Origin of the sequence: Lelliottia sp. F153 (genome assembly GCF_002870005.1) — a bacterium.
Classification (GTDB): Bacteria; Pseudomonadota; Gammaproteobacteria; order Enterobacterales; family Enterobacteriaceae; genus Enterobacter; species Enterobacter nimipressuralis.
In genome coordinates this window covers 93,218-118,835 of record NZ_PKFT01000005.1, presented here as the reverse complement: position 1 = coordinate 118,835, position 25,618 = coordinate 93,218, and the positions used below count along the sequence as shown (strand labels likewise).

Sequence of the window (25,618 nt, the reverse complement as noted above, 5' to 3'; positions counted from 1 at the left end):
TCATTCTACCAGCCAATAACCCATGCCGCGGGCCAAAAAAAAGACGACAGTGAGGTTTGTCGTCTAAAACGGGGGTGCGTGTAAGGACCCTTTGGGCTAAAGGTCTCTCGTTGTTAAATCAAGCGATCGCCAGCCGCAGGCCTAAGTCTTGCGGGTACGGGTCGAAGTAGTTTTGCGTCAGGAGATAGCGGTCCGGGTGCTCGGCCAAATAATGTTTCAACAGCGTGAGCGGGGCGAGGATCGGCAGCTGTCCGGCGCGGTAGTTGAGGATAACTTCACGCAACTCCAGGCGCTGGCGGGTATTGAGCTGTTTACGGAAATAGCCCTGAATGTGCATCAGCACGTTGGTGTGGTTTTTGCGCGACGCGGGCTGTTTCAAAATCGCCATCAGTTTCTCGCGATAGACCGCAAAAAAGGCCTCCAGATCGTCCCATTCGTGAAGCGATGCCACAAACGGTCCGATCTCGCGATAACCGGCCTGATTATGCGCCAGCAGTTGCAGCTTGTAGCGGCTGTGAAAGGCCAGCAGTGCGCCGCGCGTCAGGCCGCTGGCGCGAAGCATGTTCAGCTCGTGCAGGGCAAATACCCGCGCGATAAAGTTCTCCCGCAGTACCGGATCGTGCAACCGCCCGTCTTCCTCCACCGGCAGCCACGGATATTTTTCCTGCATCGCGGCGGTGAAGAGACCGTTTCCCTCTTTCTGGCCAGGATTACCCGCTTCGTCGTAGATGCGCACGCGCTCCATGCCGCAGCTTGGCGATTTGGCGCAGACGATGAAGCCGGCGTAATCGGCAATACCCGGCAAATAGTGCCCGGCAAACTCGGCCATTTTATGGGTGATGTCTTCATGGGGGGCCTGGGTAAAGCGCATGTGCATCTCACAGTCGGGCGTTTTGACCAGTCGCAGCGCCGGGCGAGGGACGGGCAAGCCCACCGCCATTTCCGGGCATACGGGTTTAAACGTTACCCATTGCGCCAGCGCATCCATTAAAAAACTCATGCGTTTATGTCCGCCGTCGAACCGTACGGCTGAGCCGGTCAGACATCCGCTGATACCGAGAATGGGTTTATTGTTCATGGTGTTGTCCCCTTACTGCTCGTTGCGGGTGAAGAAAATCGTCACCGTTCCGACGTTAAAGCCAAACTTCGTCATCGCGGTTTTATTGAAGAGGTGTTTGCCGTCCTGCAAATACATCCAGTCGTCGAAGTGCAGCAGCCAGGTTTTGCCGTCGGCTTTGACGTTCATGTTATAGCGCCAGTTGAAGGCATTTCCCGCCGCCTGGCCTGTCGCTACGCCCTCAATATCCCCCGCACGGCCTTCAAAGCGATCGGCGCTGACGCGCCGGATATGCCATACGCGCTGCTGTTTTTCGCCATCGTCATACACAAACTGCTCGTTGAGCGTCAGCGTATCGCCGCTTACCTCGCCCTTGAGATCGACGTGGAAGCGGCGAATTTGCTTCCCGCTGCGATCCTGCACCATCCCATAGGCTTCGGTCTGGCCCTGAAAATAGTGGAAGATATCGAGCCGCGGCTGCTGATCGCGGTAATCGTTAATGTCGGCACTACAGCCCGCCAGCAGCGTCATCAGCACCAGGCCGAGAGTCAGAAAACGTTTCATGGTTTACCTCCGAGCAACTGCAGTCGTAGTTCGGGATATTGCGTACGAGGACCGAGCCAGATCGCCAGAAAGCGCTCGCTGAAGGTCGCCGATTGCGGTGGGCCGAGCGGTGTGAACGCCGAACGGGCGGTCGGGGCGCGATACCAGAATTGCCCCTGTCCGTTATTCACGACAAACGCCAGCTGGCTTCCCTGATTCACATCAGGCCACAGTGCCTGCAACCTGCGCAGCCATTCGGCGCTGTTGGGTTCACTGTCCAGAATGCCCTGCGCCTGCCACTGCTCGCGGGTAGCGTCGACCAGTTCGTCACGGCGGATACTGCGCTGATAGGTAATCAGCAGCGCCTGATCCTGTTGCAGGCCGGTGTAACGCCCATCCGGGGTGCTCAGCCGGGAGCGATAAACGTCAAACGGGCCCCAGGTGAGGGTCGCCTCGCCCACTTTGCGCCAGGTGAGCCAGTCGGCGGAGTGCGCCGCAGGGAGCGCGGCAGCCAGCCAGAGCAGAAGCAGCAAAGCGGATCTCATTGTTGCCTCCCCACCAGCAGATGGAAAAAGAGAATCAATACCAGCCAGCCCATCGCCATCCAGCTCAGGACGATGAATGCCGGTGCCTGAAAGGTGATCGCGCCCAGCCGCTCGCCGAGAAAATAGGCCACCGGACCGCCGGCGGTGCCCATCAGAACCAGCAGCCAGCGCGGCAGCGCAGTGGTGGTCGTGAGCTGGGTCCAGACGCAGGCGAACATCAGCCAAAGCGCCATCATCCAGAGAGGCAAAATCCCTTCGCCGTTGAAGCGCAGCAGACCGGTCAGCGACCAGAGGGTGTCCAGAGAACTCCCGGCGACCGCCAGCATAAGGGCGAAGAGACGCTGGATCGGTTTCAGCATCAGGCAGGCCAGCAGCGCCAGCGCGAGCCACACCATCACTCCCCGCTCACGAAACATCACCACCAGCGTCCAGTAGAGATCGAACGCGATGGCGAGCACGAAGACCTGCACATGGCGGTTCATACGCGCTCTGCCGTCAGTTGCACCACGCTGATGGTGCGGGCGTTGAACCCGGCTTCGCAGTAGCCCAGGTAGTAGAGCCACATGCGGCGAAAACGCTCGTCAAAGCCGAGTTTTTCGATCTCCTGCCAGGCGTGGAGGAAGCGCGTGCGCCAGTGTGTCAGGGTGCGGGCGTAGTCCGGTCCCATGTCGAAAAGGTTGCGAACCACGAAATCCGTGTGGCGCGTCATCAGTTCGTTCATCGCCGTAATGCTCGGCAAAAAGCCGCCGGGGAAGATATAGCGCTGAATGAAATCGACGCTTTTGCTGTAGTCGCGGTAGCGCTGGTCCTGAATAGTGATCGCCTGAAGCGCCATTTTGCCGCCGGGGCGCAGGCGGGCCTGGCAGGTGCGGAAAAACTCCGGCAGAAAGGTTTTGCCGACCGCTTCGATCATCTCAACGGACACCAGCTTGTCGTACTCCCCAGTTAAGTCGCGATAATCACACAGCAAAACCTGGACTTTATCCTGCAATCCGGCGCGGTTAATCCGTGCCTGCGCCCAGCAAAACTGCTCGTAAGAGAGCGTGGTGGTGGTGACCCGACAGCCGTAGTGGCGCGCGGCGAATTCGGCCATTGCTCCCCAGCCTGTGCCAATCTCCAGCAGATGATCGTCCGGCGTCAGCGAAAGCTGATCGCACAGGCGGGCCATTTTTGCCTGCTGCGCGGCCGTGAGATCCTGATCCGGCGAGGTAAACAGGGCGCTGGAATAGAGCAGCTCTTCGTCGAGAAACTGGGCATAAAAGGTGTTGCCGAGATCGTAATGGGCGGCAATATTTTCCCGCGCCTGCTGGCGATGGTTGCGGCGCATCCAGTGGCGTAGCCGTTCGACGGGCTTGCCCAGCAGTCGAAAACCGCTCTCCAGCCGCCCGAGCGTTTTACCGTTAAGGGCGAGGATGTGCAGCAGCGTGGTGAGCTGATGCGTCTCCCACTCGCCGTCCATCCAGGCTTCTGCGGCGGCCAGACTTCCGCCCGTCAGCAGTCGCCGGTAAACGGAGGAGGAGAGAACCTCCACGTCGGCATGCAGAGCCGCACTGGCGTCGCCAAAATGGAACGTCTGGTTGCCCTCGCGTACGGTCAGCGAACCCTGTTGTAAGTCCCCCAGCAGGCGGAACAGCAGCCAGCGCGCCATGCGCGCGTTGCGCGGATAGTCTGGCTCAAGCGCATAAACGGGATCGGTCATGAGCGTTCACTCCTGCTGGTGGGATGGGGATGGATGGGTACGCGTTTGAGCCACAGCCTCAGCGCCTGCCAGTAAATGGCGAGGACGGTTTTGAGCGTCATGAGCGGAATGCGCCACAGCAGCGAACTCAGCGCCGCACGTGTCAGAGGCTGACGAGTGAGCATCAGCGTGGCATCAAACACTTTGGCTTCCTGATGGTTCTCAATGTGCATGAATAAAGTTTTCGCCGGGCGATTGAAGCGCCAGTGGTACACCATATCCATCGGATTAAACGGCGAAACGTGGAAGGCTTTCGCCATCGGGCGCGCCTCCTGCCCGTTCACCGCGTAGTAATGCCGCTCGTTCCACGGCGTGTTGCGCACTTCGGCGAGCACCCAGCGCAGGACATCCTGCTGGTCAAAGCAGTAATAAAAATTGACCGGATTAAAATGAATACCGAAATAGCGCAGCTGGGTGAGCAGCATCACCCGGCCATCGGTGCGCTCACCGGTCAGCGTCTCCAGCCTGGTGAGCACCTGCTCTTTAAGCGGTTCGCCCAGCGGATAATCGCGATCGTAAAACGACGCGGCGGCAAAGCGGTTACGGCGAATGCCCAGCGACGGCAGGCGCGCCAGTTCGTCGAGATCGAGCCATGCCAAAAAAATGCTATAGCGGAAATGGTGCGCTCGCGGCAGCAGACGACGGTGACGAAGCACGCCCTGATAGAGGCAACTGTTCATGTTCCTGCCCCTCCCACTCCTGCGATCCCCGTCACCACGTCGAGCGCGCTGCGCACGCCATCCTCGTGAAATCCGTTGTACCAGTAGGCACCGCAGAACCAGCTTCGCTGCTGGCCGTTGATCTCGGCGCGGCGCGTCTGGGCACGCCAGCTTTTTGGGTTGAACTGCGGATGTTCATACACAAAGCGTTGCCAGACGTAACGCTCGTCGATGGGAGCATCCGGATTCAGGGTCACGCAGAACAGCGGCGCGCCCTCTGGCAGCCCCTGTAAAATGTTCATGTTGTAGGTCACGCAGGCGCTGTTTTGTTCCCGATCGTTCAAACGATAGTTCCAGCTTGCCCAGGCTCGTTCACGCACCGGCAGCCAGCGTTTGTCGCTGTGCAGCACCACCTCGTTACGCTGCCAGCCGATGTCGCCGAGGATCTGTTTTTCCGCAAGCGAGGGATTAGCCAGTAGCGCCAGTGCCTGACGGGAGTGGCAGGCGAAAATGACCTGATCGAAGGTGTGAGTCCCGTCGGCAAGTTCAATGTCAACCTGGTGGGGGTGGCGGATCACCTTCTGCACCGGTGCATCCGTGCGCAGCGTCAGGCGAGTGTCCAACTGCGTAACGAGTGCGCGGACATATTCGCGCGATCCGCCGGGCACCACGTACCACTGGGGACGATGGGTGATGTCCAGCAGCCCGTGATTCTCAAAAAAGCGTAAAAACAGGGCGAGCGGAAAACGGCGCATCTCCTGCAACGACGAGGACCAGATCGCCGCGCCCATCGGCAGAATGTAGTGCCGGGCGAAGTAAGGGCTGAAGTGGTGCTGTTCCAGGAACGTTTGCAGCGTGTCGTTATTGCTGGTGCCCTTAATCAGCGTCTGTTTCGCCAGTTTGTTAAACCGCACGATGGATTTCAGCAGCCGCCAGAAGGTTGGATTCAGCAGATTGCGCCTCTGGGCAAACAGGCTGGAGAGCGTGTGGCCGTTGTATTCCAGCCCGCTGGCCGGGTTATGCACAGAAAAGCTCATCTGCGTTTTTTGTCCGCTGATGCCCAGCTCGCCCAGCAGGCCCATAAAGCGGGGATAGGTGCGGTCGTTGTAAACGATGAAACCGGTGTCGATGGAAAAATCTCCCGACGGCGTGGTGACATCGACCGTGGCGGTATGGCCGCCGACGGTGGGGGCCGCTTCGAACAGCGTCACCTGATGGTGCCCGGCCAGCCGCCAGGCGCAGGTCAGCCCGGCGATCCCGCTGCCGATAATGGCGATGTTCATGAGCGCACCATCCTGCGCAGCAGCGCGTTCTGCACAAACCGCGGCAGGGACGCCAGCAGCCGCAGGATCACACCAAACCCGGCAGGAAACGCGATGTGCGTTTTGCCTTTCGCCACGCCACGACGGATGGCGGCAACGGCCTGCTCCACGCTGACTTTGCCGGGCATCGGAAAATCATTTTTACGGGTGAGGGGGGTGTCGACAAAGCCTGGGGAGACGACCGTAACGGCCACGCCTTTAGGCTCCCAGTCCAGACGCAGGCTGTTGGCAAACCACGTCAGCGCTGCTTTGGATGCGCCGTAAGCCTCGGCGCGCGGGAAGTGCAGCCAGTGCGCCATGGAGCTGACCAGCACCACGCGACTACCGGGCGCGAGTTGATCCTGAAGCGCGGCCAGGCAGTTCACCGGGCCGAGAAAATTGGTGCGCATGACACGCGAGACGCGATCGATGTCGATCGACCCGTGATCGAGATATTCACAGGTTCCGGCGCACAAAACGGCGAGATCCACGGGGCAATCGGCCAACGCGTCGCGACAGGCCTGCGCGTCGGTCATATCAAACTGATGCAGGGAAATCAGCGGGCTGTACTGGCGCAGGGCCTCAAGGCGGGCAGCATCCCTGCCGCAGGCGATGACGCGGCAGCCGTCATCCGCCCAGGACTTCGCCAGCCCCTCGCCAATCCCTGAGCTTGCGCCGGTGATGAGGACAGTCATCATGGGCGCACCCTCCTTTTTACACCGCGAACCGCCCAGCCCAGCACCGGCAGGTGTTCGTAAATCATCTCCCCGGCATCGTAATAATCCCGCTGGCGTTTCACTGTGCCGTCCTGCACGTCCACCACGGAACAGCCTGGCAGAGCCAGCGTATTACCCTCCGTTAAACGGGGATGCGACCAGTGCATGGTCCAGGTGAGCGCGAAACGATCACCGTCGGTAAATGGCTTATCGATGGAGAAATGACACTGGTCCACATTGGCCAGCAGATGGGTGAAGTAACGCTGGATCGCGAACAGCCCTTGATGCTCACCGAAAGGATCAATTAGCACGGCTTCAGGATGATAGAGCGCAGGCAGCGCCGATGGCGGCTGGTTGTCCAGCTCGGCGTAGTAACTCACGAACCGATCGATGACGGTGTGCACGGCGCTCATTGACTCACCTTTGCGGTTGACGATCCTGAAAAAACCCAATAATTAAAACTTACACAAACAATGATGTTTGTCCAAGTTTGATTTGGATTATTTTTAATTAGTGATTTATTTCAATTGGATAGGAAAGGTGATTTTTGCGGGGATTAATGCGCTCCCGATAGCGGGGCAGGAGCGCAGGACGAATCAGCTACCCTTGTAGGTGGAGTAGCCGTACTGGCTCAGCAGCAGTGGAATATGCAGTTTTTCGTTGGTGGTGGTGACAGTAAAGAGCACCGGGATCTCAGGGAAAAACGAGGATAATTTCTGGCTCTGGAAGTATTCACCGGTTCTAAAGGTCACTTTATACACGCCGGGCTGCATATCCTGATCCTGCGGATACAGGGATTTAATACGCCCATCGTGATCGGTTTTGCCGCTCGCCAGCGTGGTCCATTTTCCCTGCTGCTTTTTTTCCAGCGTGACCGTGACATCCGGCGGCGGTGTGCCCGTTTGCTGGTTAAGGATATGGACGCTCAACGTACCCACCGGGGCGCTAAACGCGACCGGGGCAAAGGCGATGGAGGATAAAAGCAGCAGGCCGGAGAATTTATTCATGTTGTTTTCCTGTTGAGTGATGAATACAGGAAAACGTTAGCATTATGGCGGCAGGAAAATATTCAATCTTTTGTGATAACTGGCGCGGGAAATAGCCTTTACAGGGTGATGATTTCCAGCGAAATACCCTGTTCTTGCCACTGCGCGATCTGTTTTTTGCGCGCGACGGTTAATTTTCCGGTGGTCACCAGCAGCCATTTGCGGTCCGGGAAAATTTCCGGTGCCAGGGTTGCGGGCGGTATCGGGAGGACGTCGATGCGGTGGCCTTGCCCCGTACGTTTGAGCGCTTCGAGCCAGATTTCACACGGGTCGTTAAGATGCCAGCCGGTGATCAGACAGTTATCGCCCGGCGCGCGTTTATCCCCTTCGAGGCAAAACGACGTGTAGGCAATGATGATGCCGTCGAGGATTTCCCGCAGGGTCATGATCGCCGGGATATTCGCGGAGACCTGGCTGCGCAGCGGGCGCAGGACTTCGGTCACCAGTTCTGGCCGTGGCGATTCGCGGCCTGAGTCGTAAATCAGCTGGCGCAGGGATTCGATTTTCCCCTCTTTCAGACGCTGCAACATGCTCTCCTGCAGGGTGAGCCAGTTATTGGTGCGCCGTGCGCCAGGCCGCGCTAGCAGCGGTTTTACCTGGCTGACCGGTACGCCTTTTTTCACCCAGTCGAGAATTTTCAGTGCCTGTTGTACGTCGTCATCGCTGTAAAGACGGTGTCCGCCATCGGTGCGAAGCGGTTTCAGCAAACCATAGCGACGCTGCCACGCGCGCAGCGTGGTCGCGGTGATGCCGCAAAGTCGGGCGAATTCGCCGATGGAGTAAGACATGGAGTGCGCCTGATGACCAAGTTAACTCTCAATATACTACGAATTCCGCTCGTTACGAGCACATGTGATTGAACGGCCCCGGCGGGCAGGGGCGCAATATGGCGTGAATATGGTCCTCTTTGAGCGTGTACATGCCGCCCGAGAACGGGTCTACGACAAGCCAGCCCGGCACGCCGAAGAAGAGGATATTCCCGAAGGTGTACCAGTGGCTGAAGCGGTACTCGAGCGGCATCATCGTCGAGTAATAGCCCTCCTGTTTCAGCGTCAGGGTGTATTCCCGTTTGCCGAAATAACTGCCGTCGGATTTTTTCAACACCACAGATTGCGGCGTTTTACCGGTGGCGATCAGGTCGCCGTTGCGATCGATGACCGCGTAATATGCCTCCGTCGGGGTGCTGTCGATATACAACGTCTCTTCGTTGCTGCCGACAATGCTGGCGCAGCCCGTTAGCATCAACGGCAGCAGCAGCCGCCAAACCTGTTTTTTCATCCCGATCGCTCCTTCATGTATAGCGATTCAAAGCGGCACAGGTGAGCTGAAAATTAAGGCATATCGTGCATTTTTCGTAGGGCAATGCCGTACCGTTTGCATAGACTTCCGTTTAGGGTCGAACGGGGGGTTACGAGATGAACTGGCACTCTTTTCGCGGTGATGCACCGGCAAATATGACAATTTACAGCGCATCGTTTCCTGATATCAGCGATCAATGGCCGATGAAAGACGATGTCACGCGGGAGATTAACGCGCTCAATCTGGCCATGAAAGCCGACCCCGAGCTGCTGCCCCCGCTACTGGAAGAGGGCGAAAACGGCCTGCCGAGGCTTATCCCACAGCATGTTCATTCTGAGCGAGCGTTCCGCACACGCCCGGCGATGGCGGCCTGGCGCGCGCGGCTGGTGCCCTCCGCGCTGGCGCTGTTTGTGGTGCAAAACCCGCTGGAAGAACGCCTGCCCGAAGGCACGCGGATGGACAGCGAAAGCCGCCAGTGGTTTATCCACGCCAACGACGCCATCGGCGTGCGCTCCCGCGCGCAAGTGCTGGGCGCGCTGGTGGAGAAATACATTCACAATGAGCTGGAAAGCGACTGGATAAGCCTGGCGAGTGGCGCGGCGATCCCGGTGCTGGAGGCGCTTCGCACGGCAAAACTGGACGGGCAGAAGGTGCATCTCTCGCTGGTGGACGATGATCCCGTCGCCCTGCGCTGGGCAGAAACCATGGCGGCGCAGGAGGGGCTGGTGGTGGGGGAACAATTGACGTTGCTCAAGCGCCATCTGATTCATCATTTCATCCGCAGTGACGATTTACTGCTCGAGCTGGGTGAACATCAGGCCGAACTGGTCGACGCGCTGGGGATTTTCGAATATTTCAACGACACCGATGCGGTGATCTTCCTGCAACGCGCCGTACGACTGGTGAAGCCCGGCGGGGCAGTGATTGTGTCGAATATGCTCACCACCAGCCCGCAAATCGACTTTATTTTGCGCTGCATCGGTTGGGCACACATCTACCCGCGCACCTTGCAGCAGTTGCAGGATATCCATCTTGCGGCGGGGATCCCAGTGGAGAACGTGACGGTGATTGTGCCGAAAGATGGGGTTTATGCGGTGATGGAGGTTAGGGTTTGATGTGGGGCTTTCTGCATCGTCGGGTGGCGCTTCGCTTATCCGGCCTACATGCGGTAGCCCATTTGCTCGTTCGGTTCCCTCTCCCGTTTGGGAGAGAGTTAGGGTGAGGGGGAATTCGCCGCGCTTAACACAATGTGCCTCGGATTGAGCAAACGCGATTACCTCTCTGCTGAACCTGTAAGTAAGACTTACAGGTTGCATTTAGTTCAAATTCGCCTGCAGGGCTGTAGAGCGAAATCCCGATAAACTCTAAATATGAAATGCCACGCGTTTCCCATTCGGCAGTTCTACATCCAGGCTCAGTTTTCCACCCATCGCTTCGATGTAGCGTTTTAGCGTGGCAATTTTCAATTCATTACCGCGCTGTTCAAGCTGGGTAACTGCGGGTTGGCTGATTCCCATTATTGTCGCCACTGCCTGTTGAGATAGTTTCAGTTCTTCGCGCATCATCTGTAGCCCGGTTTCGAGAATCATCTCGTCAGCCATCTCTTTGATACGCTGCTGGCTTTCAGGCGAACGGGAAGCAATCACGTCATTTAAGGTTTTCAATTTGCTGTCTCCAGGGCTGCCAGATGAATCGAAAATTCTTTATCTGCAATACGGATTAACCGCTTATAAAACATTTTGTCGTTACTCTTGTCACCTGCACAAAGCACAATCGCCTGGCGGACGGGATCGAAAGCAAAGAACGCACGAATAGGACGGCCAGAATAGTAAATCCGTAGCTCTTTCATGTTGTTATACCGTGATCCTTTTACGGTATCGGCCCAGGGTCTTGTAAGATGCGGTCCGTAGTTTTGCAGAGTTAATCATTCTGCTAATACCCTTTCCTGTAGCCCTTCTTCTTGCTCATGCAGCCATTGTTCAAATACCTTCCCTAAAAGTACCGTCCACATGCAATCGTCCATGATAAGCTGTAGCTTATACCCAGAAGGATATAAGCTGTAATTTATAATTGCAATGGCTGCCTGTAACGGCCATTGCATCTCCGATGAATGATTATGACAGAGAAGGGCAACCCACCTTATAAGGCAAGGGTGATATTGCGAGCCGTCTTCAGGGATATTTCACGGGTGAGATTAATGTTTTTGTAATAACGCCCCTTCAATCCCTTTCAGCTTCGCCTGTGCCTGTTTTAATTCGTCCAGCAACCGCTGTTCCTGCTCGCTGTACGCCATCAGAACAATGCACCCGTCCATGACTTTAACCGTCACCTGATGCCCGGTATCAAACCCGGCGGCGCGAAGCCACTTGCCCGAAAGAATGATATTCGGCGTGGTTTTGTCTTGAACATTCGGGCGATATCCCACAATTATCGAGCGCTCAGTTCCGGTGGCGGTAGTGTCTGGGGTAGAATGCGAATCAGCCATAATCAACTCCTTGATAGTTGGTGAGGTGAGACGCCCTTTAGTGCTCCAACACTGCTGGGCGTTGCTAAAATTCCAAATCCATGTGGTAGGTACCACATGCAGATAAACTAACCGGAATGGTACCTACCATGCAAGAGAAAAAAAAACCAAATTTTGACCGCACTAAAAGCACCATGAAGAACATCCGTTTCGAGGATGAGCTTTTGGAACAGATTGAGAAAGCTGCGGGGAAAGGGAATTTTAGTAAGTGGGTGAAGGAGGCTTGTCGAGTTCGTTTAGCTAAAAATAATAACTTTGATAAAATTTAATTTATGTAGGTCACTTCATTATGAGTATAAAATCAATTAGGATAAAAAATTTATTATCATTTAGTGATTTCCATATAAATGATTTCTCCGATTTTAACTGTATTATAGGTAAGAATAATGTTGGTAAGTCAAATTTAATAAAAATAATGGATTTTTATTATAAGTGTTTAGATGAAAATAAAGAATTGCCTCCGACACTTCATTCAAACTATTCAAGCTATGGGGAAATAACTGTAATATTTAACACAAGCAAGCTTGAAGATGTTGTGAGAAGAGTTAAAGGTAAAAGTGATTATCAAAAACACATATATAAGACTTTATTTAAAAGTGAATTAAATCAATGGGAGTATTTGTTTACTAAATCTAAAAAGAAAGGGTTATTTACGCTGACGTTAAGAATAAATAAAGATAACTCACTTCGGTGGTCTGATAATGATAAAAATGTGAGAGACATTATTTCGCGCATTTATCCATTTCTTTATATAGATACCCGGCGGCTGGATTTATATAACTGGAAAAGCGTATGGGATATGGTCAGTAAGTTGAAATTTTTAAATACAAAGGGATTGTCAAGAGAAGGGTTAGTCGATTTTATAGATGGGAAAGTTTCTGGAAAAAGCAACTCCTATAAAGATTATGTGAACACTATAAGAAATGTTACCAAGGCTGCGCCGTATGATTACCGTGATTTAATTCTAAATTATATTAAAGTGGGTCTGGAAGGCCATACGTTCAACATTAACGGAAACGATCTTACAACTCAATCCGATGGGACGAACTCTTATCAATTTTTAGAGGTTTTCCTACATTTAGTAATAATTTTAACAAGGCGAGAATTTATTACTCCAGTTATATTTGTCGATGAGCCTGAGATAGGACTTCATCCCAAAAAGGCGGAGGGGTTAATTGAAGATTTACATGATGTATATAGGAAATATAAAAGTATAAATAGCAAAAGAGAAATTGGGAAGTATAATACACCTTATCCGGTTATTTTTTTTGCTACACATTCCCCTAATATTTTGAAAATGATTATTAAATTATATGAAAATAATAAAGAGCATGCTGTATATCATTTTTCAATAGGGGGGGGCAGGGAGACTATATGTACTGTAATGAATTCTAATTTCAAAGATAAACGATTCTTAAATATATTTAGTGATAATGAAGCAAGACTTTTTTTTAGTAATTTTATATTGTTTGTCGAAGGAGAAACCGAGTTAGAGCTCTTTGGCAATTCAAGATTGCGCACATTATATCCCGTATTGAAAGGAATCGATGTTTTTAGAACGAACGAAGTAATGTTAAAGGCGGTAAGTCCTGCTAAATCAAATGTATCAATACCATATATGGTTTTGTACGACGCTGATAAGATGATCAGTGTAAATCCAAAAAACGGGTCTGTAGATTTTCTTCAAAAAGAGGTAAATTTACATGAACTTATTAAAAGTTACAGTTCTACTTATTGGGGAGGAAAGCATCATGATTATCATCGAAGATTATCTAATATACTTTCTCTCAATGGAGTCGTAAATGAATTAAATAATTATAAGACTTCTTTTTTAAAATTTAACTTAGTGGATATGATATCTAGGGTCAATCGAGTTCTGATGCAAAGGGAGAAGATTTTTATCGCATCAACCACTATAGAAGGTGTGTTGATCAATAAAAAAAGTATTTCTGTATTTCTTAAGTGGATTAAGTTTCAGTTTGATAATAATGCTAAAATTGGAGTTAAAGGAGATCCAAACAGAGTAATTCCATTAAATCATTCTCGCAAGAATTCAATGGGGATATATAGATGCTTCAAGTCTATTTATGGTGATCATCCACACGAACAATATATCACGCCAATTAATCAATCTTTAGCTGAAGAAATTAAGAAAGAATTCATTAGTAGTTTAATCAATGAGTTTCATTTATTAAAAATATCAAGAGATGATCTTTTGATTATACTTAGAGTTGCTTTTAATGGAAAAACGGATACTTTATATAGTAAAGATAATGAAAATTACAAATATGTTAGCAATATTATCTGTGACCTTGTATCTATTATTGAGGTAAATTTGTTTCCTTATATTACTGGTGCGCAATCAAAAACAGGAGGTTGGGTTACTAGTTTTGTAAATTTTGCGGTTGATTATTTTCAGGCTAAAACATCAAATGTTATTGAGCTAAAGCATGAAATTAATCGTGCATTCCCTGAGTTGAATGGTATAATAAATGAGATTTCTTCGTCGATAGATTAAGGGGCCTTGCTTGTTAAGGTGAAGTCATGAACTTCCTAGCCCTGTCTCTACTAGCTCGGCATCCTGGGGTTACCAGTAGCGCTTTTGAGGCACGTAAACGTGAAAAGACGTTCATTGTATCAACGCAGAGATCTTTTTTATGCTCAAATTTAAACTATCGTCGCACGCTTTAGAAGTTCTTAGCCAGTATAAATTTTTTTCTAATATACAGGGGGTACAACAACTTAACTCTGGTCAGGTATTTGAATCTAGACTGGGAAAGAAAATTATCTACATACCTCATTCCGATATATTCATCACATTTCGGAAGATTTGTGATATTATATATAACGATTATTTGTCAAAAATACCTTGTAATATGTCTGCTGTTGCCTACATTGAAGGGAAATCTTATCTCAATTTCATTGAGCCTCACAGGAATAATTTCTTTTTCTTGCGATTGGATATAAAAAATTTCTTCCCATCGATTACCGAGGCCTTAGTTAAGGAATGTTTCAGGGATTATTTTTCAGAGGAACCAATAAATGATGTGATTAAGCAATCTCATCTGGATGCTTTTGTTAATTTTGTAACTTTAAATATTACTAATTCTTCTGTTAATGACACTTTCAAAAACTCAAGCATTCTACCGATGGGCTTTCCTTTATCACCTATAATATCTAACATTATATTCCGTAAAATTGATATTATAATTGAAAGATTATGTGTGCAATCATACATTACATATACTCGTTATGCAGATGATTTATTATTTTCATCAAGAGGTAAGGTTGATATGTCCCTTGCTTCCTTTATGAAAATAAATTCAACTTATACAGCATTTATACACACTGAGCGCTTTTGCGATTCTATACGGAAAATATTAGCAGTCGATGGGTATAAAATTAATAAAACGAAAACTATACAAGCTAAAAGTATCGTATCATTAAACGGTTATACTATTATTGGTAGCAATTATTCGGATGTTAGAGGGGAGATTCGGGTTTCTAATAAGAAAACAAAGAAGATTGAGAAATTACTTCATGAACTTAAAAAAAAGATCAGTGATCAAGCTGTTTATTTAAAATGCTATAGCAATCAGATTCCAGTTCCAAAATACTCCTCGAAAAAAGAAGTATTTCTTAACGCTTTTTATAAAAATCAAATAGATAATAAGCTTTCAGGTTATCGGGCATATTTAATATCAATGATTAAATTTGATGGGGAGTATGATTGTTTTGACTCTCATGCTTTACAAAAATACAAAAATTTAATATCCCAGCTCGATCTTGCCCTTTCAAAGCGGAAATGATTATTTTTTATGTAACTAAGTCATCTATTTAGAGCCTTGTACCCGTCTGGGCATTTTTGGCGGAAGATCACAGGAGTCGAACCTGCCCGGGAACGCTGGCGTCCCCAACTGGATTTGAAATCCAGCCACCTCACCGGAGATGACGATCTTCCGCGCCTCGATTGCTACATGGAGGCGGTGCGCATTATAGCTATTTTCAGGCATTTACCACATCATTTCGCAGAGTTTTTTCACCCCTGCTTTGACCTGCATTAACCCCTCTTACTTAAATCTTAAGAAAATCCTGAGGTTAGGTTTTTTCTCCAACTTCTACGGCGATCACAAAAGAGAAGAATCGTAACCAGCTAACCAGAAAACAGAATATCCGCTCTCCCGGCGATGGTTTACAACATCTGAAACCGGTCTCAGCGCCCCTACAGCGTCAAGGATAAAGATAATGAGCGAAATATTGTCTGTGAAGGAAAAGATTGGCTATGGCATGGGAGATGCCGCCAGCCACATCATTTTTGATAACGTCATGTTGTATATGATGTTTTTCTATACCGATATTTTCGGTATCCCCGCCGGATTTGTCGGCACTATGTTCCTGTTGGCGCGTGCGCTGGATGCGATTTCCGACCCGTGCATGGGGCTACTCGCCGACCGCACCCGCAGCCGCTGGGGGAAATTCCGTCCGTGGATTTTGTTCGGTGCAATCCCGTTTGGCATCGTCTGCGTGCTGGCTTACACCACGCCGGATCTTAGCCTGAACGGTAAAATGGTTTATGCCGCCATCACTTACACGCTGCTGACCCTGCTCTATACCGTGGTGAATATCCCTTACTGCGCCCTCGGCGGCGTCATTACTAATGACCCGACGCAGCGCATCTCCCTGCAGTCCTGGCGCTTTGTGCTGGCGACGGCGGGCGGCATGCTCTCCACGGTGCTGATGATGCCGCTGGTGAATCTGATTGGCGGCGAAGACAAAGCCTTTGGCTTCCAGGGCGGGATCGCCGTGCTGTCGGTGGTCGCGTTCCTGATGCTGGCGTTCTGCTTCTTCACCACCAAAGAGCGCATCCAGGTGCCGCCAAGCACCACCTCCATGCGTGAAGATCTGCGCGATATCTGGCAAAACGACCAGTGGCGCATCGTCGGTGTGCTCACCATTCTGAACATCCTCGCCGTCTGCGTGCGCGGCGGCGCGATGATGTACTACTGCACCTGGATCATGGGCACGCCGGAAGTGTTCGTCGCGTTCCTCACCACCTACTGCGTCGGTAACCTGATTGGCTCCGCGCTCGCCAAACCCCTCACCGACTGGAAATGCAAAGTCAGTATCTTCTGGTGGACCAACGCCCTGCTGGCTGTGGCGAGCGTAGCGATGTTCTTCGTGCCGATGCATGCCACGCTAATGATGTTCAGCTTTATCTTCGTGATTGGCGTGCTGCACCAGCTGGTGACGCCAATCCAGTGGGTGATGATGTCCGATACCGTCGATTACGGCGAATGGACCAACGGCAAACGCCTGACGGGGATCAGCTTTGCGGGCACGCTGTTTGTGCTGAAGCTGGGCCTGGCGCTGGGTGGCGCGCTGATCGGCTGGATGCTGGCCGGCGGTGGCTACGATGCCGCAGCCAAAACTCAGAACGGCACCACCATCAACATCATTATTGGCCTGTTCACGCTGGCCCCGGCGGCGTGCTATGTGCTGAGTGCCATCGTCGCCAAACGCTATTACACGCTGAAAACCCCGTTCCTGACCAAAATTATGGGCGAGCTGGCGCAAGGCGCGCGCCGCAACCAGCAGGAGTTTGAAACCCTGCCGGTCAGCAAAGAAATGCAGAACTAAGAGGATAAAAGTATGAAAATCAGTGACGGAAACTGGCTAATTCAACCGGGCCTGAACGTGACGTACCCGGTGCAGGTGTTCGACGTGGAGCAGCAGGGCAACGACCTGGTGGTGTACGTTGCGCCGCGCGACGTGCGTGAACGCACCTGGCAGCTCGACACATTGATGTTTACGGTTCGCCTGTTCTCGCCGCAGGAAGGCATTGTCGGTGTACGCATCGAGCATTTCCAGGGCGCGCTGGACAACGGCCCGCACTATCCGCTGAACGTTCTGAAAGACGTGAAAGTACAGATTGAAAACACGGCAGAATTTGCCGAGCTGAAAAGCGGCAATCTGAGCGTGCGCGTTACCAAAGGGGAGTTCTGGGCGCTGGATTTCCTGCGTGACGGCCAGCGTATCACCGGCAGCCAGCTGAAAAATAACGGCTACGTGCAGGATGGCAATACCGACAGCAACTACATGTTCGAGCGCCTGGATTTAGGCGTCGGCGAAGCGGTGTATGGCCTCGGCGAGCGCTTTACCGCACTGGTGCGTAACGGCCAGACGGTCGAAACCTGGAACCGTGACGGCGGCACCAGCACCGAGCAGTCCTACAAAAATATTCCGTTCTACCTGACAAACCGTGGTTACGGCGTGCTGGTGAACCATCCGGAAAATGTGTCGTTTGAAGTTGGCTCGGAGAAAGTCTCCAAAGTGCAGTTCAGCGTGGCGGGCGAGTATCTGGAATATTTCGTAATCGACGGCCCGACGCCGAAAGAGGTGCTCAACCGCTATACCCAGTTTACCGGTCGCCCGGCGCTGCCGCCTGCATGGTCGTTCGGCCTGTGGCTCACCACCTCATTCACCACTAACTACGACGAAGCGACGGTGAACAGCTTTATCGACGGTATGGCCGAGCGCGATCTGCCGCTGCACGTCTTCCACTTCGACTGCTTCTGGATGAAAGCCTTCCAGTGGTGTGATTTTGAATGGGACCCGGTGACTTTCCCGGACCCTGAAGGGATGATCCGTCGCCTCAAGGACAAAGGGCTGAAAGTCTGCGTGTGGATCAACCCGTATATCGGCCAGAAATCGCCGGTGTTCAAGGAGCTGAAAGAGAAAGGCTATCTGCTCAAGCGCGCGGATGGCTCCGTATGGCAGTGGGATAAGTGGCAGCCGGGGCTGGCAATTTATGACTTTACCAATCCGGAAGCCTGCCAATGGTACGCCGATAAGCTGAAAGGGCTGGTTGATATCGGCGTGGACTGCTTCAAGACCGACTTCGGCGAGCGTATCCCGACCGACGTGGTGTGGCATGACGGGTCCGATCCGCAGAAGATGCACAACCACTACGCCTATATCTATAACGAGCTGGTGTGGGACGTGCTGAAAGAGACCGTTGGTGAAGAGGAGGCGGTGCTGTTTGCGCGCTCCGCGTCCGTCGGTGCGCAAAAGTTCCCGGTTCACTGGGGCGGCGACTGTTACGCCAATTACGAATCCATGGCGGAAAGCCTGCGCGGTGGGCTGTCGATTGGTCTGTCGGGCTTTGGATTCTGGAGCCACGATATCGGCGGGTTCGAGAATACCGCGCCTGCCCATGTGTACAAACGCTGGTGCGCGTTCGGGCTGTTCTCCAGCCATAGCCGCCTGCACGGCAGCAAATCCTACCGTGTGCCGTGGGCGTACGATGATGAGTCCTGCGATGTGGTGCGCCACTTCACCCAGCTGAAATGCCAGATGATGCCGTATCTGTATCGCCAGGCGGCGCTGGCCCGCGAGGTCGGCACACCGATGTTGCGCGCGATGATGCTCGAATTCCCGGACGATCCGGCGTGTGATTATCTGGACCGTCAGTACATGCTCGGCGACGCGATGATGGTGGCACCGGTGTTTAGCGAAGCGGGTGACGTGCAGTTCTATCTGCCGGAAGGTCGCTGGACACACCTGTGGCATAACGACGAAGTGCAGGGCAGCCGCTGGCATAAACAGCAGCACGACTTCCAGAGTCTGCCGGTGTATGTACGCGAGAACACCCTGCTGGCGCTCGGCAACAACAGCCAGAAACCGGATTACGCGTGGAACGAAGGCACGGCATTCCAGCTGTTTAGCCTGGCAGACGGTTGCTCGGCGGTGAGCGAAGTCCCGGCGGCGGACGGATCGGTCGTGTTTACGCTGACGGCTTCTCGCCAGGGCGATACGGTGATCTTAAAAGGCGAAGGAAACGCCCAGGACTGGTCGGTCTGTTTGCGCAATGTGCAGCAGATCGCGGGTGTTAAAGGCGGTTCCCATGCCGGTAGCGAATGGGGTGTGGTGGTGAAAGCGCAGGGGAGTGAAGTGGTGATTCACCTGAAGTAATGTGCCTGAAATGGCCCGGTGGCACTACGCTTACCGGGCCTACGGTGTCAGCTTTGGTTTGCAGGCCGGGTTAAGCGTAGCCGCCACCCGGCTTTTTTATGCCATTAACATTTCAGGGCTGGGGTGTTACAGATGGCGCGACCGCAGGGCTTGTCGATACCTGGCCACCCGTCATCGTCTGCTGCACCTGCTGTTTATCCATATTTACCGCGTTCAACTTCCCATTTACCGACGGTTTCAACGGCGCTTTGTCCTGCACGCTGCCGCTGGCGGTCAGCTGGATATTGCCGTCGCCGTTAATTGGCAGTGCAGGCCAGCCCCACTGTTGCAACACATTCACCGGCACGCCGCGCCCCTTCAGGCTAACCGTGGTCTGGCGCTGCGGTAACTGTGATACGGTCGCCGTGGCTTCAAGAATGCCTTTCTCGGTAAAGGCGCTCAGTTCCGTAATATTCACCGTCGACGCGTTGGCCGCCAGCGCCAGTGACGGACGGCGCACGTCCACGCGATTAAAGGTGGCAGCGGCACCGTTCAGGGTCGCATTGCCGCCCCACACGCCCCACTGACGATCTTTCGCCAGCTGGAGGTTGGCACCATATCCGTCGAGAGAGGTGATCTGCCACGGGAAGGCGGGATCGATATCGATCACCAGGTTGCGACTCAGGCCGAATTTTTTCAGGGTCACGCCGTGGAGCCATTCCGGGAGTTGCTCCATCCACAGGGTTTTCCAGTTGGGTGGCAGGGTGTACTCCAGACCGGCCACCGCGACATCGTCCAGTACCAGCGCTTTACCGTTGCGTAGCCAGTTGCCGGAGGTGCGCACCATACCGCCTTCCCAGCGGGAGGTGAACTGGCGCAGCGCCACGCCCTGCGGCGCAAACTCTGCATTCAGAATCGGATCAAAAAGATGCAGCGAGCCGTAGATAAACTCGCTGGCATTCATCGATAAACGTCCGTCCTGGCTTTGCCAGTCGCCCTGGCTGAGGGTGAGATTGCGCAGGCTTAAATCGAGATCGGTTACAGCCCAGTCCGGCCCTTGCAGGCGGGCATCGGTGACCTCCAGGCGGCCAATCTGCAGCGACGGCAGGGTGGTGATCGGCGCAAAGAAATCCATCAATGATTTGTCGCTTTGCAGGCGAATGTCGTTCAGGCGCAGAGTGTCGATCACCCAGCCGCCGTCGGCGTTGCGCCGCGCAGTACCGGTCAGCGAGCCGCGCGCCATATCTGCGCCGATGGTGCTCAGCACCACTTCTTTACCGTTCAGCTCGCCCTGAATAAGCACATTGCTGGTGGGCACGCCGTTGAGCGTCAGCGATCCGGCGCTCATCTGAATCTGCGCTTTTTTGCCCAGCACGCTGCCTGCTTCCGGCTGCCAGGGGCTGACGCCGCCTGTCACTTTTTGCGCGCTCAGATCCCATTCCATATTCGGGCTGTTGAACGCCATGTTGTTCAGCTGCAGGCGGTCGGCCTGGAATGGAAGCGGCGCGGTTTGGGGGGAGAGGTTAAGTGTCCCGTCGTGCAGGGTGATGGTATCCATGTGCAGCGGATCGGTGAGCTGTCGGCTGCTCAGACCAATATCCACTTTTTTCGCGACCAGGGTGGCGGGTTTGCCATCGCGGCCAAAGGTGACATTTTCCAGAATGATGTGCGACGGGGAAGAAAAACGGTGATCCATCAGGTCGAAATTGAGTTCGTAGTCGGTGTTAACCGTAATCCAGCTGCTCACCTGAGCCGCGCCCCAGCGGGTCTGCACGAGGATATAAAGTGCCAGGATTGCGAGCAGCACCGCAATCAAAATCCAGATCAGCAGCTTTCCAATAAATTTCATGGTCTTCCATCCCATCAAACGCACATAAGGGAGTTATGCACGATTTATGCGCAATCCTCAAGGCAGGAATGGTGTAATTCGGTTTCACGGCAGGCATGATGCCTGCCGTGACGGGGGATCAGTTCTTTTCTGGCGGGAAGACGAGGTTCAGCACAATCGCCGTGATACCCCCTGCGGCGATGCCGGAGGAGAGCAAGTTTTTCACCCAGTCAGGGGCGAACTGCAGGATCAGCGGCTGCTGGGAAACACCCAGACCGACGGCCAGGGACAGCGCGATAATCATGATGGCACGACGGTTCAGCGGCTCACGCGACACGATGCGCACGCCAGAGGCCGCAATCGTACCGAACATCACAAGCGTTGCGCCGCCCAGCACCGGTTCCGGAATATGCTGCACAAAGCCACTCACCGCCGGGAACAGGCCGAGCACGATCAGCATCAGCGCCACGACAAAGCCCACGTAGCGGCTGGCGACACCGGTCAGCTGGATCACGCCATTGTTCTGGCCAAAGCAGGAGTTCGGGAAGGTGTTGAACACGGCAGAGACAAACGAGTTCAGACCGTTCGCCAGCACGCCGCCTTTCAGGCGTTTCATGTACAGCGGGCCAGAGACCGGCTGTTCGGAGACGTCAGACGTCGCGGTGATGTCGCCGATGGTTTCCAGCGAGGTGATCATGAACACCAGCATCAGCGGCAGGAGCAGGCTCCAGTCAATGCCGAGGCCGTAATAGAGCGGTGTCGGCACCATAATCAGCGCGCTATTGGTCGGCGCGGTGTTTTCCGGCAGCATGCCCATCGCCCACGCCACCAGATAACCGGTCGCCATGGCAATCACCAGCGAGGCGACGCGCAGGTACGGGTTACGCTGACGGTTGAGCAGAATAATAATCGCCAGCACTACGCCCGCCAGCAGCAGGTTTTTCGGTGCGCCGAAAGTGTGGTCACTCATCGCCGCATAGCCGCCGCCGATAGAGGTTAGGCCCACCTGAATCAGCGACAGACCGATAATCATCACCACCACGCCGGAAACCAGCGGGGTTATGACGCGGCGCGCCAGGTGCAGTACGCGGGAGATGACCATTTCCGTGCAGCTGGCCAGCATCAGGGTGCCGAAAAGCGCAGCCATCATCGTCGGGACATCGGCACCGCCGGTTTTCAGCGCAGTGCCACCCATGATCAGCGGTGCAACAAAGTTAAAGCTGGTGCCCTGAATCGACAGCAACCCGGAACCGACCGGACCCCAGGCTTTAATCTGGATAATAGACGCTACGCCGGATGCAAACAGCGACATGCTGATGATGTGCTGTGTGTCCTGAGCCGGTAAGCCGAGCGCCTGGCAAATCAGTAGGGCAGGTGTGATAACGGCCACGAACATCGCCAGCAGGTGCTGACACGCGGCGAACAGCGTTTGCGCCAGCGGTGGGCGATCTTCAAGACGGTAGATGAGTTCACTATTATGTTGAGTGTGCGCAATCGGTTGCGCATCTTGAGACTCTACGGCGTTAACGGACATCGGCGGCAATCCCACGGGTGAAAAGCGGGCATTTTAGCTGACCGGATGGTAAAAGCAAACGATTGCATTTATAAATTTATTAAATCAGGGCTGAGCACAGTGATCAGGCGTTGGAATAGCGCTCGGTTTCTGGCATCCAGCGTTGAATAAGCCCGGCGGCCTGGGCCGGATAACGCTCGTGAATGTGGCGGGCAAGGCGCTGGACTTCCGGAATCATCGACTGGTCACGAAGCAGATCGGCCACTTTGAATTCGGCGTTACCGGTCTGGCGTGTGCCCAGCAGTTCGCCGGGGCCGCGGATCTCGAGATCCTTTTGCGCAATCACAAAGCCGTCATTGCTGTCGCGCAGCACCTGGAGTCGCATTTGCGCTGTTTTAGAAAGCGGGGATTTGAAGAGCAGGACGCAGTGGGAAGCCACCGCACCACGGCCAACGCGACCCCGCAGCTGGTGAAGTTGCGCAAGGCCCAGCCGCTCCGGGTTTTCGATAATCATCAGGCTGGCATTCGGCACATCCACGCCCACTTCGATAACCGTTGTGGCAATCAGTAAATGCAGCTCGCCCTGTTTGAATGAGTGCATTACGGCCTGTTTTTCAGCGGGTTTCATGCGGCCATGCACCAGCCCGATATTCAGCTCGGGCAGCGCCAGTTTTAGCTCTTCCCACGTCGCTTCTGCGGCCTGCGCTTCCAGCAGCTCGGACTCTTCAATCAATGTACAAACCCAGTACGCCTGACGGCCTTCGTGAGTGCAGGCGTTGCGCACGCGATCGATGATCTCGCTGCGGCGCGTATCCGGAATGGCCACGGTGGTGACCGGCGTTCGGCCGGGTGGCAGTTCATCGATCGTCGAGGTATCCAGATCGGCATAGGCGGTCATCGCCAGGGTGCGCGGGATCGGCGTGGCGGTCATGATCAACTGATGCGGGTGGAAGCCCTGCTGCAGCCCTTTTTCCCACAAGGCCAGCCGCTGATGTACGCCAAAGCGATGTTGCTCATCGATGATCACCAGGGCAAGGCCGTTAAACTGCACCTGCTCCTGAAAAATGGCGTGGGTACCGACAATCATCTGTACCTGACCGCTGGCGATGGCTTCCTGTTGCGCGAGACGTGCTTTGCCTTTTTGCTTGCCAGCAAGCCAGCCCACTTCCACGCCCAGCGGCGCAAACCAGCTGCGGAAGTTATTGGCGTGCTGCTCGGCGAGCAGTTCGGTGGGGGCCATCAGCGCCACCTGTCTGCCGTGCGCGATAGCGCGCAGGGCCGCGAGGGCGGCGACCAGCGTTTTACCGGAGCCTACGTCACCCTGTACCAGACGCATCATCGGAATATCGAGCGCCATATCGCGTTCGATCTCGGCAGTCACGCGTGCCTGGGCAGTCGTCGGTTTAAAGGGCAGTGAGGCCAGCAGCTTATCTTTTAAATCATCACGGGCAGGCAGAGGTTGTGCGTGAAAACGCTGTGCACCCGCGCGAAGCGCCAGCATGCTCAGGTTATGTGCCAGTAATTCTTCAAGGATAAGCCGCCGCTGCGCCGGGTGTTGCCCGTTTTCTAACTCGCTCAGCTGTAAAGACGGCGGTGGGCGGTGCAGGGTGCGAATGGCTTCCGGCAGGCTCATCATGCCCTGTGCCAGCTCAGGCGGCAGCAGTTCGGCGATGGCGCAGGTATCAAGCAACTCCAGCGCCTGATCCGTCAGTTTTCGCAGCGTCGCCTGCTTGATACCTTCGGTAGTGGGGTACACCGGCGTCAGCGTCTCCTGGAGTTCAGGCGTACTCAGATCGCCCTGCACACGATACTCCGGGTGGATCATCTCCGCGCCATATTTCCCGCGCTTGGCCTCGCCATAGGCCAGAACCCGTCGTCCGGCGGCCAGGCTGTTTTTCATCGCAGCACTGAAATTGAAAAAACGCATGGTGAGAATGCCGGAGCCGTCGCTGATCTGACAGGTCATCATGCGACGGCCGCCAAAGGTAATAGTGCTGTTCAGGACTTCGCCTTCCACGGTGGCGTAGATGCCAGGCAGCAGATCGCCAATCGCGTAAAGCTGGGTGCGATCTTCGTAACGCAGAGGAAGGTGCAGGAGTAAATCCTGTACAGTGTGCAGGCCAATTTTAGCCAGCTTGTTGCTTTGCGCCGCACCTACGCCCGTTAATGAGCTGAGCGGAACGGCATCAAGCAGGTGGCCGTTCATGGTTTAGCCTGCAAACTGCATGGTGGACCACCACGCGGCATCGGCTTCGATTTCGCCCTGCGCATTAACGTGGGGATAAGGCAATTGCTTCTGTTTTGCCACGCGAGCCAGTACCGGATAGCCGCCTTCAAACAGCAGACGCTGCTGTTCAACTTCAGGAAGCATGCTGTTTTCGCGTTCGTACATCCCGGCGTTCTGACGCTGGCGCTGGGCTTCATACAGAATCAGCGCAGAGGCGACAGAGACATTCAGCGACTGCACCATGCCAATCATCGGGATAATGATGTCCTGATCCGCCAGATCTAATGCTTCTTGCGTGATCCCGGTTTTCTCCTGGCCCATCAGAATGCAGGTCGGGCGGGTGTAATCAATGTCGCGAAAATCGACGGCTTTATCGGAAAGGTGGGTCGCCAGGATTTGCATCCCGCTGCTTTTCAGCTGCGTGACAGCATCCGCAATCGTGGGGTGAGTTTTTACCGTCACCCAGCTGTTGCTGCCTGCCGCGCTGGAGGCCATGGTGCGCATATTTTTACCCGGCCAGACTGCGTGAACTTCATGCACGCCAACGGCGTCCGCGGTGCGGACGATGGCGGAGACGTTATGAGGTTTATGGACCTGCTCCATGCAGACCGTCAGATCGGGCTGGCGTCTGGCGAGCATCTCACAGATACGTGCATAACGTTCTGAATTCAT

24 protein-coding genes, 1 tRNA gene and 1 pseudogene are annotated in these 25,618 nt (G+C 53.8%); 6 read left to right on the top strand and 20 right to left on the bottom strand.

The features are described from left to right. Nucleotides 1-118: 118 nt before the first annotated feature. From F153LOC_RS13950 to F153LOC_RS13895, 12 genes are all read right to left on the bottom strand, one after another. Nucleotides 119-1,078 carry a DUF523 and DUF1722 domain-containing protein gene (locus F153LOC_RS13950; RefSeq protein WP_102105097.1) on the bottom strand — a complete coding sequence of 320 codons (960 nt, stop codon included), beginning with the start codon at nt 1,076-1,078 and terminating at the stop codon, nt 119-121. A gap of 12 nt (nt 1,079-1,090) precedes the next feature. Further along, the gene (locus tag F153LOC_RS13945; RefSeq protein WP_102105096.1) at nt 1,091-1,621 is read right to left on the bottom strand and encodes a DUF3833 domain-containing protein; all 531 of its coding nucleotides are present in this window, start codon (nt 1,619-1,621) and stop codon (nt 1,091-1,093) included. Next, nucleotides 1,618-2,145, bottom strand: a complete 528-nt coding sequence (locus F153LOC_RS13940; RefSeq protein WP_102105095.1) for a hypothetical protein — start codon at nt 2,143-2,145, stop codon at nt 1,618-1,620. The genes F153LOC_RS13945 and F153LOC_RS13940 overlap by 4 nt, the downstream gene beginning before the upstream one ends. Further along, a complete protein-coding gene (locus F153LOC_RS13935; RefSeq protein ID WP_102105094.1) occupies nt 2,142-2,627 on the bottom strand; it encodes a DUF2878 domain-containing protein in 486 nt (161 codons plus the stop codon). The genes F153LOC_RS13940 and F153LOC_RS13935 overlap by 4 nt, the downstream gene beginning before the upstream one ends. Next, entirely contained in the window at nt 2,624-3,844 is a 1,221-nt protein-coding gene (locus tag F153LOC_RS13930) for a cyclopropane-fatty-acyl-phospholipid synthase family protein (RefSeq protein ID WP_102105093.1), read from the bottom strand. Before F153LOC_RS13930 ends, F153LOC_RS13935 begins: the two co-directional genes overlap by 4 nt. After that, the gene (locus tag F153LOC_RS13925) at nt 3,841-4,563 is read right to left on the bottom strand and encodes a DUF1365 domain-containing protein (RefSeq protein ID WP_100778228.1); all 723 of its coding nucleotides are present in this window, start codon (nt 4,561-4,563) and stop codon (nt 3,841-3,843) included. The genes F153LOC_RS13930 and F153LOC_RS13925 overlap by 4 nt, the downstream gene beginning before the upstream one ends. Beyond that, on the bottom strand, nt 4,560-5,825 hold the full coding sequence (locus F153LOC_RS13920) for an NAD(P)/FAD-dependent oxidoreductase (protein WP_102105092.1): 1,266 nt from the start codon (nt 5,823-5,825) through the stop codon (nt 4,560-4,562). Before F153LOC_RS13920 ends, F153LOC_RS13925 begins: the two co-directional genes overlap by 4 nt. Next, nucleotides 5,822-6,541, bottom strand: a complete 720-nt coding sequence (locus F153LOC_RS13915) for an SDR family NAD(P)-dependent oxidoreductase (RefSeq protein ID WP_102105091.1) — start codon at nt 6,539-6,541, stop codon at nt 5,822-5,824. Before F153LOC_RS13915 ends, F153LOC_RS13920 begins: the two co-directional genes overlap by 4 nt. Next, nucleotides 6,538-6,972, bottom strand: a complete 435-nt coding sequence (locus tag F153LOC_RS13910; RefSeq protein ID WP_100778225.1) for a nuclear transport factor 2 family protein — start codon at nt 6,970-6,972, stop codon at nt 6,538-6,540. The genes F153LOC_RS13915 and F153LOC_RS13910 overlap by 4 nt, the downstream gene beginning before the upstream one ends. Before the next feature lie 183 nt (nt 6,973-7,155). Continuing rightward, a complete protein-coding gene (gene uraH, locus F153LOC_RS13905) occupies nt 7,156-7,566 on the bottom strand; it encodes a hydroxyisourate hydrolase (RefSeq protein ID WP_102105090.1) in 411 nt (136 codons plus the stop codon). Between the two features lie 98 nt (nt 7,567-7,664). Next, entirely contained in the window at nt 7,665-8,393 is a 729-nt protein-coding gene (locus F153LOC_RS13900; RefSeq protein ID WP_100778223.1) for a MerR family transcriptional regulator, read from the bottom strand. Between the two features lie 52 nt (nt 8,394-8,445). Continuing rightward, nucleotides 8,446-8,883 (bottom strand): hypothetical protein, encoded by a 438-nt coding sequence (locus F153LOC_RS13895; RefSeq protein ID WP_102105089.1) that lies wholly within the window; start codon nt 8,881-8,883, stop codon nt 8,446-8,448. A 137-nt stretch (nt 8,884-9,020) separates the two neighbouring features. Between F153LOC_RS13895 and F153LOC_RS13890 the strand changes: the two genes are divergently transcribed. Continuing rightward, on the top strand, nt 9,021-10,019 hold the full coding sequence (locus tag F153LOC_RS13890) for a class I SAM-dependent methyltransferase (protein WP_102105088.1): 999 nt from the start codon (nt 9,021-9,023) through the stop codon (nt 10,017-10,019). 249 nt (nt 10,020-10,268) lie between these two features. Here F153LOC_RS13890 and F153LOC_RS13885 read toward each other — a convergent pair whose 3' ends face one another. The 3 genes and pseudogenes from F153LOC_RS13885 to F153LOC_RS13875 form a co-directional block, all read right to left on the bottom strand. Beyond that, entirely contained in the window at nt 10,269-10,568 is a 300-nt protein-coding gene (locus tag F153LOC_RS13885) for a helix-turn-helix domain-containing protein (RefSeq protein WP_100778220.1), read from the bottom strand. Further along, nucleotides 10,565-10,915, bottom strand: a pseudogene (locus F153LOC_RS13880) (type II toxin-antitoxin system RelE/ParE family toxin). The gene F153LOC_RS13885 and the pseudogene F153LOC_RS13880 overlap by 4 nt, the downstream one beginning before the upstream one ends. 183 nt (nt 10,916-11,098) lie before the next feature. Beyond that, nucleotides 11,099-11,389: a SymE family type I addiction module toxin gene (locus F153LOC_RS13875; RefSeq protein WP_102105087.1), complete on the bottom strand. Its 291-nt coding sequence runs from the start codon at nt 11,387-11,389 to the stop codon at nt 11,099-11,101. 128 nt (nt 11,390-11,517) lie between these two features. Between F153LOC_RS13875 and F153LOC_RS13870 the strand changes: the two genes are divergently transcribed. From F153LOC_RS13870 to F153LOC_RS13860, 3 genes are all read left to right on the top strand, one after another. Further along, the gene (locus tag F153LOC_RS13870; protein WP_102105086.1) at nt 11,518-11,697 is read left to right on the top strand and encodes a YlcI/YnfO family protein; all 180 of its coding nucleotides are present in this window, start codon (nt 11,518-11,520) and stop codon (nt 11,695-11,697) included. Nucleotides 11,698-11,717: 20 nt separating this feature from the next. Next, nucleotides 11,718-13,946, top strand: a complete 2,229-nt coding sequence (locus F153LOC_RS13865; RefSeq protein WP_102105085.1) for a retron Eco8 family effector endonuclease — start codon at nt 11,718-11,720, stop codon at nt 13,944-13,946. A gap of 358 nt (nt 13,947-14,304) precedes the next feature. Next, nucleotides 14,305-15,237: a reverse transcriptase domain-containing protein gene (locus F153LOC_RS13860; protein WP_158238465.1), complete on the top strand. Its 933-nt coding sequence runs from the start codon at nt 14,305-14,307 to the stop codon at nt 15,235-15,237. A gap of 57 nt (nt 15,238-15,294) precedes the next feature. Here F153LOC_RS13860 and F153LOC_RS13855 read toward each other — a convergent pair. Beyond that, nucleotides 15,295-15,389 (bottom strand) — tRNA-Sec (locus tag F153LOC_RS13855). 281 nt (nt 15,390-15,670) lie between these two features. Here F153LOC_RS13855 and F153LOC_RS13850 point away from each other — a divergent pair. Together F153LOC_RS13850 and yicI are read left to right on the top strand one after the other, a co-directional pair. Next, nucleotides 15,671-17,065 carry a glycoside-pentoside-hexuronide family transporter gene (locus tag F153LOC_RS13850; RefSeq protein WP_164971811.1) on the top strand — a complete coding sequence of 465 codons (1,395 nt, stop codon included), beginning with the start codon at nt 15,671-15,673 and terminating at the stop codon, nt 17,063-17,065. Nucleotides 17,066-17,077: 12 nt separating this feature from the next. After that, nucleotides 17,078-19,399 carry an alpha-xylosidase gene (yicI, locus tag F153LOC_RS13845; RefSeq protein WP_102105083.1) on the top strand — a complete coding sequence of 774 codons (2,322 nt, stop codon included), beginning with the start codon at nt 17,078-17,080 and terminating at the stop codon, nt 19,397-19,399. Nucleotides 19,400-19,511: 112 nt separating this feature from the next. Here yicI and F153LOC_RS13840 read toward each other — a convergent pair whose 3' ends face one another. From F153LOC_RS13840 to trmH, 4 genes are all read right to left on the bottom strand, one after another. Then, nucleotides 19,512-21,227 carry an AsmA family protein gene (locus F153LOC_RS13840; protein WP_102105082.1) on the bottom strand — a complete coding sequence of 572 codons (1,716 nt, stop codon included), beginning with the start codon at nt 21,225-21,227 and terminating at the stop codon, nt 19,512-19,514. A 118-nt stretch (nt 21,228-21,345) separates the two neighbouring features. Next, nucleotides 21,346-22,740, bottom strand: coding sequence for an NCS2 family protein (locus F153LOC_RS13835; RefSeq protein ID WP_102105081.1), 1,395 nt, complete (start codon nt 22,738-22,740; stop codon nt 21,346-21,348). Nucleotides 22,741-22,843: 103 nt separating this feature from the next. Next, entirely contained in the window at nt 22,844-24,925 is a 2,082-nt protein-coding gene (gene recG / locus F153LOC_RS13830; RefSeq protein ID WP_102105080.1) for an ATP-dependent DNA helicase RecG, read from the bottom strand. A 3-nt stretch (nt 24,926-24,928) separates the two neighbouring features. Next, nucleotides 24,929-25,618: a tRNA (guanosine(18)-2'-O)-methyltransferase TrmH gene (gene trmH, locus F153LOC_RS13825; RefSeq protein ID WP_102105079.1), complete on the bottom strand. Its 690-nt coding sequence runs from the start codon at nt 25,616-25,618 to the stop codon at nt 24,929-24,931.

What these genes read in the sequence shown, in the direction of transcription:
- F153LOC_RS13950 (WP_102105097.1), bottom strand. Translation starts at nt 1,078, where the DNA reads ATGAACAATAAACCCATTCTCGGTATCAGCGGATGTCTGACCGGCTCA.
- F153LOC_RS13945 (WP_102105096.1), bottom strand. Translation starts at nt 1,621, where the DNA reads ATGAAACGTTTTCTGACTCTCGGCCTGGTGCTGATGACGCTGCTGGCG.
- F153LOC_RS13940 (WP_102105095.1), bottom strand. Translation starts at nt 2,145, where the DNA reads ATGAGATCCGCTTTGCTGCTTCTGCTCTGGCTGGCTGCCGCGCTCCCT.
- F153LOC_RS13935 (WP_102105094.1), bottom strand. Translation starts at nt 2,627, where the DNA reads ATGAACCGCCATGTGCAGGTCTTCGTGCTCGCCATCGCGTTCGATCTC.
- F153LOC_RS13930 (WP_102105093.1), bottom strand. Translation starts at nt 3,844, where the DNA reads ATGACCGATCCCGTTTATGCGCTTGAGCCAGACTATCCGCGCAACGCG.
- F153LOC_RS13925 (WP_100778228.1), bottom strand. Translation starts at nt 4,563, where the DNA reads ATGAACAGTTGCCTCTATCAGGGCGTGCTTCGTCACCGTCGTCTGCTG.
- F153LOC_RS13920 (WP_102105092.1), bottom strand. Translation starts at nt 5,825, where the DNA reads ATGAACATCGCCATTATCGGCAGCGGGATCGCCGGGCTGACCTGCGCC.
- F153LOC_RS13915 (WP_102105091.1), bottom strand. Translation starts at nt 6,541, where the DNA reads ATGATGACTGTCCTCATCACCGGCGCAAGCTCAGGGATTGGCGAGGGG.
- F153LOC_RS13910 (WP_100778225.1), bottom strand. Translation starts at nt 6,972, where the DNA reads ATGAGCGCCGTGCACACCGTCATCGATCGGTTCGTGAGTTACTACGCC.
- uraH (WP_102105090.1), bottom strand. Translation starts at nt 7,566, where the DNA reads ATGAATAAATTCTCCGGCCTGCTGCTTTTATCCTCCATCGCCTTTGCC.
- F153LOC_RS13900 (WP_100778223.1), bottom strand. Translation starts at nt 8,393, where the DNA reads ATGTCTTACTCCATCGGCGAATTCGCCCGACTTTGCGGCATCACCGCG.
- F153LOC_RS13895 (WP_102105089.1), bottom strand. Translation starts at nt 8,883, where the DNA reads ATGAAAAAACAGGTTTGGCGGCTGCTGCTGCCGTTGATGCTAACGGGC.
- F153LOC_RS13890 (WP_102105088.1), top strand. Translation starts at nt 9,021, where the DNA reads ATGAACTGGCACTCTTTTCGCGGTGATGCACCGGCAAATATGACAATT.
- F153LOC_RS13875 (WP_102105087.1), bottom strand. Translation starts at nt 11,389, where the DNA reads ATGGCTGATTCGCATTCTACCCCAGACACTACCGCCACCGGAACTGAG.
- F153LOC_RS13870 (WP_102105086.1), top strand. Translation starts at nt 11,518, where the DNA reads ATGCAAGAGAAAAAAAAACCAAATTTTGACCGCACTAAAAGCACCATG.
- F153LOC_RS13865 (WP_102105085.1), top strand. Translation starts at nt 11,718, where the DNA reads ATGAGTATAAAATCAATTAGGATAAAAAATTTATTATCATTTAGTGAT.
- F153LOC_RS13860 (WP_158238465.1), top strand. Translation starts at nt 14,305, where the DNA reads ATGTCTGCTGTTGCCTACATTGAAGGGAAATCTTATCTCAATTTCATT.
- yicI (WP_102105083.1), top strand. Translation starts at nt 17,078, where the DNA reads ATGAAAATCAGTGACGGAAACTGGCTAATTCAACCGGGCCTGAACGTG.
- F153LOC_RS13840 (WP_102105082.1), bottom strand. Translation starts at nt 21,227, where the DNA reads ATGAAATTTATTGGAAAGCTGCTGATCTGGATTTTGATTGCGGTGCTG.
- F153LOC_RS13835 (WP_102105081.1), bottom strand. Translation starts at nt 22,740, where the DNA reads ATGTCCGTTAACGCCGTAGAGTCTCAAGATGCGCAACCGATTGCGCAC.
- recG (WP_102105080.1), bottom strand. Translation starts at nt 24,925, where the DNA reads ATGAACGGCCACCTGCTTGATGCCGTTCCGCTCAGCTCATTAACGGGC.
- trmH (WP_102105079.1), bottom strand. Translation starts at nt 25,618, where the DNA reads ATGAATTCAGAACGTTATGCACGTATCTGTGAGATGCTCGCCAGACGC.